Annotated in this window: 7 protein-coding genes; 4 read left to right on the forward strand and 3 right to left on the reverse strand. The window is 71.2% G+C overall.

The features are described from left to right. Nucleotides 1-421 precede the first annotated feature (421 nt). The 4 genes from D7X74_RS37095 to D7X74_RS37110 all read left to right on the forward strand — a co-directional run bounded on the left by D7X74_RS37095 (nucleotide 422) and on the right by D7X74_RS37110 (nucleotide 4,961). Nucleotides 422-1,006, forward strand: a complete 585-nt coding sequence (locus tag D7X74_RS37095; protein WP_120537708.1) for a hypothetical protein — start codon at nucleotides 422-424, stop codon at nucleotides 1,004-1,006. Then, entirely contained in the window at nucleotides 1,003-2,025 is a 1,023-nt protein-coding gene (locus tag D7X74_RS37100) for a cytochrome c (RefSeq protein ID WP_233602419.1), read from the forward strand. Before D7X74_RS37095 ends, D7X74_RS37100 begins: the two co-directional genes overlap by 4 nt. Before the next feature lie 104 nt (nucleotides 2,026-2,129). Next, nucleotides 2,130-3,248: a LysM peptidoglycan-binding domain-containing protein gene (locus D7X74_RS37105; RefSeq protein WP_120537710.1), complete on the forward strand. Its 1,119-nt coding sequence runs from the start codon at nucleotides 2,130-2,132 to the stop codon at nucleotides 3,246-3,248. Between the two features lie 171 nt (nucleotides 3,249-3,419). Beyond that, a complete protein-coding gene (locus tag D7X74_RS37110; protein WP_147446820.1) occupies nucleotides 3,420-4,961 on the forward strand; it encodes a hypothetical protein in 1,542 nt (513 codons plus the stop codon). Here the strand turns inward: D7X74_RS37110 and D7X74_RS37115 are convergent. The 3 genes from D7X74_RS37115 to D7X74_RS37125 form a co-directional block, all read right to left on the reverse strand. After that, a complete protein-coding gene (locus D7X74_RS37115) occupies nucleotides 4,938-5,423 on the reverse strand; it encodes an arsinothricin resistance N-acetyltransferase ArsN1 family A (protein ID WP_199732964.1) in 486 nt (161 codons plus the stop codon). The two genes, D7X74_RS37110 and D7X74_RS37115, sit on opposite strands and share 24 nt — an antisense overlap. Nucleotides 5,424-5,440: 17 nt before the next feature. Next, nucleotides 5,441-6,313, reverse strand: a complete 873-nt coding sequence (locus D7X74_RS37120) for a hypothetical protein (protein WP_120537713.1) — start codon at nucleotides 6,311-6,313, stop codon at nucleotides 5,441-5,443. Nucleotides 6,314-6,404: 91 nt separating this feature from the next. Continuing rightward, on the reverse strand, nucleotides 6,405-7,191 hold a 787-nt coding region (locus D7X74_RS37125; protein ID WP_233602420.1), incomplete at its 5' end, for a hypothetical protein.

Below are 7,191 nucleotides of genomic sequence, written 5' to 3' on the forward strand. Positions count from 1 at the left end.
GGTTGCATCGGGGCGGGTCCGCGACGCTACTACCGGCCAGCCCATGCGCACGCGGGGTTCTTGTCCTCCGTGGGCTTGGCTCTCCCGCATTTTGTGCGAAGCCCGGACTGGAGTGGGCACGCCAGGAACGGAGTCCAGTGGGCCGCCTCGCCGGCTGCTGTTCGCCAGAACCTGTCCGACAGTCGGACAGGTTCGCGCAAGGTGCCACCCGTCAGGGGGCATCATCCAGGTGGGGCACGCGGAACGTCGAGTGCATGGGGGCGGGCCGTTCGCTGTGCCGCGATGGGACCGAAGTGAGGGACAGCGCCCCTCATCCACCAAGACCTTCTTGCGGTGAATCCACACCAGGCGCTGGAGGCGGGGGAGCGGCCGGGTTCCCCGGTGCTTCGCGCCGGGCCCAGGCATGCGAGAGTCGCCCCCCGTGAGCACGAACGACTCCACCGGGACGCTGGCCCCGGTGTCCCCCCAGCGCGCGGAGGCCAACCTGTGGTTCGGGATGGTCCTCGCGCACGCGGCGGCGGCGATGCTCTTCTGCGCGGTGGCCTTCGCCGCGGACTTCTACCGGATGCGTGGCTTCTGGCCGCCCGCGTCCGCGCTCCCGGGGCGCTTCGTTCCCTCGCTGGCGGGCGCGCTGCTCGTCGCCGGAGGGGCCCTGCTGCACGGTGCGCTCCGGCACGTCGCGGAGCCACGGCGCGCGCGCGGATGGCTGCTGGGCGTGCTGTGCGCGGGAGCAGGCTTCCTCGCGACGCAGGCCGCGTGGCTGCACGTGCTGTGGTGGCACCGCGACCTGCGCATCCCGGACAGCGGCGTGTTCGCCTCCGTGTTGTATGGCCTGTCGGCGGTGCAGGCCGCGCACGCGGCGGTCGTACTCACGGGACTGCTGCGCGCCACGCTGCGCGCCCTGCGAGGCCTTGATGCACGTGCTCCCCTGCGCCGAGCCCTGCCCGGCTGGTGGTGCACGACGGTGATGTACGGTGTCCTCTTCGCGGTGGTGTACCTCCCATGAAGCCCACTCCCTGCCTCCCTGGAATCGCCTCCGCGTCGCGTGCGCTTCGCATGCTCGCCGTGCTCGCGCTGGGGGCGCTCGCCCCCGCGTGCCGCCGCGAGCCGCCGAAGTTCGAACCGTTGAAGCTCGCGAATGGCACTGTTGTTCCGGCCGCGACGCTGGCGCGCGGCTGGGACGTCTACACGCACTACTGCGCCTCCTGTCATGGGGAGAAGGGCGACGGACAGGGGCCCGCGGGTTCGGGCATGCGTCCGGTGCCGCGCAACTTCCACCAGGGCCTGTTCAAGTTCGGAGGCGTGGCGGCCGGCGAGCTGCCCACCGACGACGCGCTCAAGCGCACCATCCGCCGGGGCATGCACGGCACCCCGATGTTCGCGTGGGACGTGCCGCCCGCGGACGTGGACGCGGTGGTGCAGTACCTCAAAGCCTTCAGTCCGCGCTGGAAGGAGGAGGCGCCGGGCGTGCCGCTCGCGATGTCCGAGGACCCGTGGAAGGGCCGCGACGCGGAGGCCGTGGCGCGCGGCCGCACCGTCTACCACGTGGCCGGCAAGGGCAACGCGGGCTGCGCCAGCTGTCACGTCGCGTACCTGCCCCGCGCTGAAATCGCCGCGCTCACCGAGAGCGTCACCGGCCGCAAGGTGAACCTGGCCAACGTGGATCCGTACACCGCGCTGCCTCGGGACTCGGACTACTCGCTCACCGTGGACGCGAAGGGTGAGGCCACGCAGTTGTCGAAGGTGCTGCCCCCCGACTTCCTCTTCCACCGCCTGCGCACCGTGTGGCCCCAGGGCACCCGCGTGGAAGGCCAGCCGTACACCGCGCAGGCGCAACGCGAGGACCTCTATCGCGTGATGGCCGCGGGCGTCGGCGGCGCCGCCATGCCTTCGTGGAAGGGCGCCATCCCGGAGGAGAACCTCTGGGCGCTCGCCTACTACGTGCAGAGCCTCGTCGTGCTGCACGACACCGACGAGGCCCGCGACCTCCAGCAGCGCCTGCGCGAGTCGAAGATGCAGCCGTAACGGATTGATTCAACAACCTGAAAATACAGTCTTCCTGGGAAACTAATTCTCAGGCGTCACGAAAATCCGGGCACTGGTTTCCACTTTTTCCCGGAGTTTCAACCGTGACGACCTATTCCGTTCGCAGCGGCGACACGTTGAGCGGCCTCGCGCAGCGCTTCAACACGTCGGTGGGTTCGCTCCAGAAGACGAACCACATCGCGAACGCGAACCTCATCCGCGTGGGGCAGAAGCTGACGGTGCCGGACTCGTTCCAGGCGGCGGCTCCGTCCAAGGCGGGTGCGAAGGCGGGCAGCTACACGGTGCGCAGTGGCGACACGCTGAGCGGCATCGCCAGTCGTCACGGCACGACGACGGGGGCGCTGGCGAAGGCCAACAACATCTCCAACCCGAACAAGATCTACGTGGGCCAGAAGCTCACGATTCCGGGCAAGGGTGGCTCGGCGCCGGTGACGCCGAAGCCGTCGTCGGGCGGCTCGACGTACACGGTGCGCAGCGGGGACACGCTGAGCGGCATCGCGGGTCGGCACGGCACGACGGTGAACGCGTTGCAGCAGGCCAACAACATCTCCAACCCGAACAAGATCTACGTGGGCCAGAAGCTCACCATCCCGGGCAAGAGCGGCGGTGGTGGGACGACGAACCCGCCGCCGACGACGGGCGGGGTGGGCGGAACGCCGGGCACGTCGGGTGGCAAGGGCGGCGTGTCGGTGGCGCAGCTGCGGAAGATCATGCCGAACCTGTCGCAGGCGAAGGCGGAGCAGTACCTGCCGCACCTGAACAAGGCGATGGCGGAGGCGAAGATCAACACGCCCAAGCGGCAGGAGATGTTCCTGGCGCAGCTGGCGCATGAGAGCGGCGAGCTGCGCTACATGGAAGAGATTGCCTCTGGCGCGGCGTACGAGGGCCGCAAGGACCTGGGCAACACGCAGCCGGGCGACGGCAAGCGCTACAAGGGCCGGGGTCCCATCCAGCTCACGGGCCGCGCCAACTACCGCGCCGCGGGCAAGGCGCTGGGCATCGACCTGGAAGGCCACCCCGAGCGCGCGAAGGATCCGGACGTCGCGTTCCGCATCGCGGGTTGGTACTGGGGCTCGCGCAACCTGAACAGCTACGCGGACGCGGGCAACTTCCGCGAGGTCACCCGCCGCATCAACGGCGGCTACAACGGCATGGCCAGCCGCGAGATGTACTACCGCCGCGCGCAGGACGTGCTGGGCTGAAGCCGGGTCGGGTTCACGGACGGGCGGGCGTGAGCGCGCCGCCCGTCTGCACGGAAGGATCCCTCGTCCGGATGCGGAGATCCTTCGTGCGGCGTGAGGACGCGATTCCGGGCACCTGCCCGTGGCGCACGCGCTGCAGGACGTCCGGGTTCCTCCTTCGGAGCGAGCCCGATGTCCCGAATCGATTCTTCCGGCAGCAGCCCTGGTCCCCTCGACAGCCCCCTTCCCGATGTCTCCGGACCGACGTCCCGCGAGGCCCTGGACGCACCGCGAACCGCGTCCAGGCGGTCCGCCGTCAGCGAGAGCAGCGCGTCCCCGCCCACGTCCCTGAAGCCCGCCGCATCGTCCACGCGCAACGAATTGCGGCCCTATGACGGTCCGCCCGGTGCACCCGCGCATTCCCCCGGGGCCCCTCCACGGCTCGGCATCGAGGGCCCCACCGTGTCCGCCCGGGAGCTCGCGGCGATGGGCGGTCGGCTGCGTCCCACGACCGTGCCCGTTCCGGAGGACGTCTACGCCACGCTCCAGTCGCACCTGACGCGCAGCCTGTCGAACCCCTTCCTCACGGGCAGCGACGTGCAGGCCACGCACGCGGCGCTCGGCTCCGTTCCGCGCGAGGCGTACCGCGCGACGCTGGAGCGCATGGACCGTGACGGGCTGCTCGCCACGTACGTGTCCCGGATGGATGCGCCCTCCCGTCAGTCCTTCCTCGAACAGGCAGCGTCGAACGGCGTCCTCCAGCGGCGTCCGGGGGGCACCATGGGGGAGCTTGGGATGCCCGGACGACCGGAGGTCTTCGTCAATGATCCGAAGCTGCCCGGGGCGCTGCGTGACGCGGTGAATGCCCATGCCACCGACACCGGCCATGCCGCCGTCCAGGCCTATGACGCCTACCTGCGCCGCTATGGCGACGCCGTGGAGCAGACCGACAGCCTGCGTGCCCTGCGCGCGCTCGGGCCGCCCCAGGCGCTGGAGCTGCGCGAGACGATGCTCGGGCTCGCCTGGGCCGATCCCCAGCGTGAGCGCTACGAAGCCGCATGGAAGGCCGGGCTCGGCCGTCCCCAGGCATCCCAGGTCCAGGCCTACGAAAAGGCCACCGCCCGCGCGCTGGTCCTCTCCGGACAGCAGCCCGCCGGTGTCTTCCTCACCGCCGAGGCGAGCGCGTCCCATGACCTGTTCAAGCTGAAGGCCGAGGCCCGCCTCGAATCGCGCGGATCCGCCGATGTGCAGACGCAAGCGGGCGTCGTCGCGAAGGCCGGTCCCCTGGAACTGGAGCTGATGACGGACGCGCACGGCAAGACCGAATCGGAGCTTCAGCTCAGTGTGGGCATCGCCAGCGTGAGCCGGGACTCGGAGGGCAAGACGGAGCTGTCCCTGGGGGCAGGCCCTCATGCCCGGGCCCAGGCGACCCTCAACCCGCGCACCGCGGAGTTCGGTGGCGGCGTGTCCTTTGAACTCTCCGACAAGTCCCACCAGCACCACGCCGGCCTCAAGCTGGGCTACGGCCTGCGCGGCCTCTCCCCCGAGCGCGCGGCCCAGGCCCTGCGCGATGACATCCCCGGGGTCTTCAGCCGCCCGAAGGACCTGGACCCCGGCATGGCCTGGGACGCCCTGCCCGCGGAGCGCCGCGCCCTCTACGAACGGCAGGGCTGGACGCGCGAGGAGTGGGCCGAGGACTCGCGGCGCCCGTCACCGCACGTTCGCGGGCAATAGCTTCTCCACCACCACGATGTCGTGCCACACGCCGTCGAGCGGGGCGTGCTTCTCATGGACGCCCACCTCGCGGAACCCCAGCCGCCCGAGCAGCGCGCGGCTGCGTGTGTTGGTGGCGAAGACGCGCGAGGTGAGCTTGTGGAAGCCCGCCGCCTCCGCTGCCTCCACCAGCGCCTGGAGCACGTGCTGCCCCACGTTCCGGCCCCGGGCCCCCGGCGCCACGTAGATGCTGAAGTCCGCGATGCCCGCGTAGCACTCGCGCGGGCTGTAGGCGCTCGTGGAGGCGTACGCGATGACGCGGCCGTCCTCCTCCGCCACGAGCACCGGGTGGCGCTTGCCCAGCCACGCGTCGATGTCCTCGGGCGTGCGGGGGCGCGTCTCGAAGGTGGAGGAGCGCTCGGCGAGGGCCGCGTTGTAGATGGCCGCGATGGCTTCGCGGTCCTCGCGCGTGGCGGGCCTCACGGCGGGGAAGGGTCTCATCATCGCTTGGACGCGGGCTGGGGCGCGGGGGCCTCCGGATCCGGTCCCGGGCGCATCGTCCAGGCGGCCCACAGCGCCAGGTGCCAGGGCAGGAAGAGGGGCCAGAAGGGGCCCGATTCGACGACGCCGATGATGCTCGCCACGCTCCAGGCCGCCAGCAACAGCCACAGCCCCCAGGCGCCGACGACGTGCAATGTGCGCTTCCCCAGTCCGAGCCCGAAGAGTGCGCACAGCGTGGGAACCCACACCGCCAACAAGGCGGGAAGGAAGGGCTCCGTCCACGGACGGTCCCAGTCGAAGTTCCGGAAGCTCAGGACGAGCTGCGCCACCAGGACGATGCCCGACTGGTACAGCGCCGACAGCAGCGTGGCGACGACGCCCACCGCCCCGGGCCCCGTGTAGGGCTCGGTGGTGCGGGCCTGGGGGGTGTCCAGCAGTTCGGGCGGCAGCTCCAGCGCGTACGGATAGCCGAGGGACAACAGGGCGGCCTTTGCCGCATGCCGCACCTTCGTCCCATCGCGGCCCCGGTAGTCGCCCATGGGGTTCTCGCGGGCCATCAAGTCCAGCAGCACGTCCGCTCGCGCCCGGGGCGTCTCCTCCGCGGTGGGAGCCCGCCCCATCGCCGCGATGAAGGCCTCGATGTCCACGCGATCCGCCCCTGGCGAGCGCACCGCGTTCAACAGCTCCGCGAACGGAGGGAATGCCTCCTCGGGAACGGGAAGCGGGGCCCTCGCGGTCGCGGTCGCCGGCACCGTGCCCATCGCGTTCGCGGCCCCGGTGAGGTCGGCCATCGCGTCGGCGGCCACGGACTCGGGCAGGTCGGCCGTCGCGTCGGCGGTCGGGGGCGCGGGGCGGTAGGTTTGCTGGGACATGGAGGCTCCTCACGGACAGTCATGCGCCGACTCGCGACCCGGGCGCAACGGGGCCCCTTGGAGCGCGCGTGGCCGCTCCCTGGGGACGCGGTCAGTGCGGGGGAGTTGGAGCCGGTCCTGCCTCCGGTTGTTTCACCGGGTGCATCACGATGGCGGCCCACGCCGCGAGGTGCCACGGCGTGACGACGACGAGGAACCCGACGCCCCCCAACACCAGGCCCAGGCCCACCAGGGCCCACGCCACCACCTGCAGCCACATCGCCACGGAGCCGAGCACCTGGAGCGGCCGTGACTTCTCGGTGTGGCCAAGCATGGCGAGCAGGGATGGGCCCCACACGAGCAGCAAGGGGATGAGCACCCCCTTCGACAGCGGGTCGCTGAGGTCCATGCGGAAGAAGGGAAAGAGGCTGTGCGCCCCGAACGCGGCGAACGATTGGTACAGCGCGCAGCCTGCCGCGATGAGGAACTTCCGGTCTCCGGAGGCATCGGGGGGCTGTGCGGACGGGGCCGGAGCGTGCTGCTTGGACGGGGCCGGAGCCTCGTTCAACGTCTCGGGTGGAACGTCCTGCGCGCAGGCCGGGCCCAGCGCCAGCAACGCGGTCATCGCCGCCTGCCGCACCGTCGTTCCATCCCGCCCCGTGTGGTTGCCCACGGGGTGGTCGCGGGCCACCAGCTCGCGCAGCACGTCCACCCGCGTCTGGAGCGATTCCGCGCCCGACGGCGGCCGTCGCAGGGCCGCGATGAGCGCGTCGATGTCCGAGCGCAGCACCCCCGGTGAGTCCACCTCCGCCACCAGGTCCTTCAGCGGTCGCAACGTCGCCACGGCTTCGTCCCCGGGACGGTCGGTCGTTTCAGGGGCGGAAGCCGGCGCGGGAGGG

Origin of the sequence: Corallococcus sp. CA047B (assembly GCF_003612065.1) — a bacterium.
Taxonomy (GTDB): Bacteria; Myxococcota; Myxococcia; order Myxococcales; family Myxococcaceae; genus Corallococcus; species Corallococcus praedator.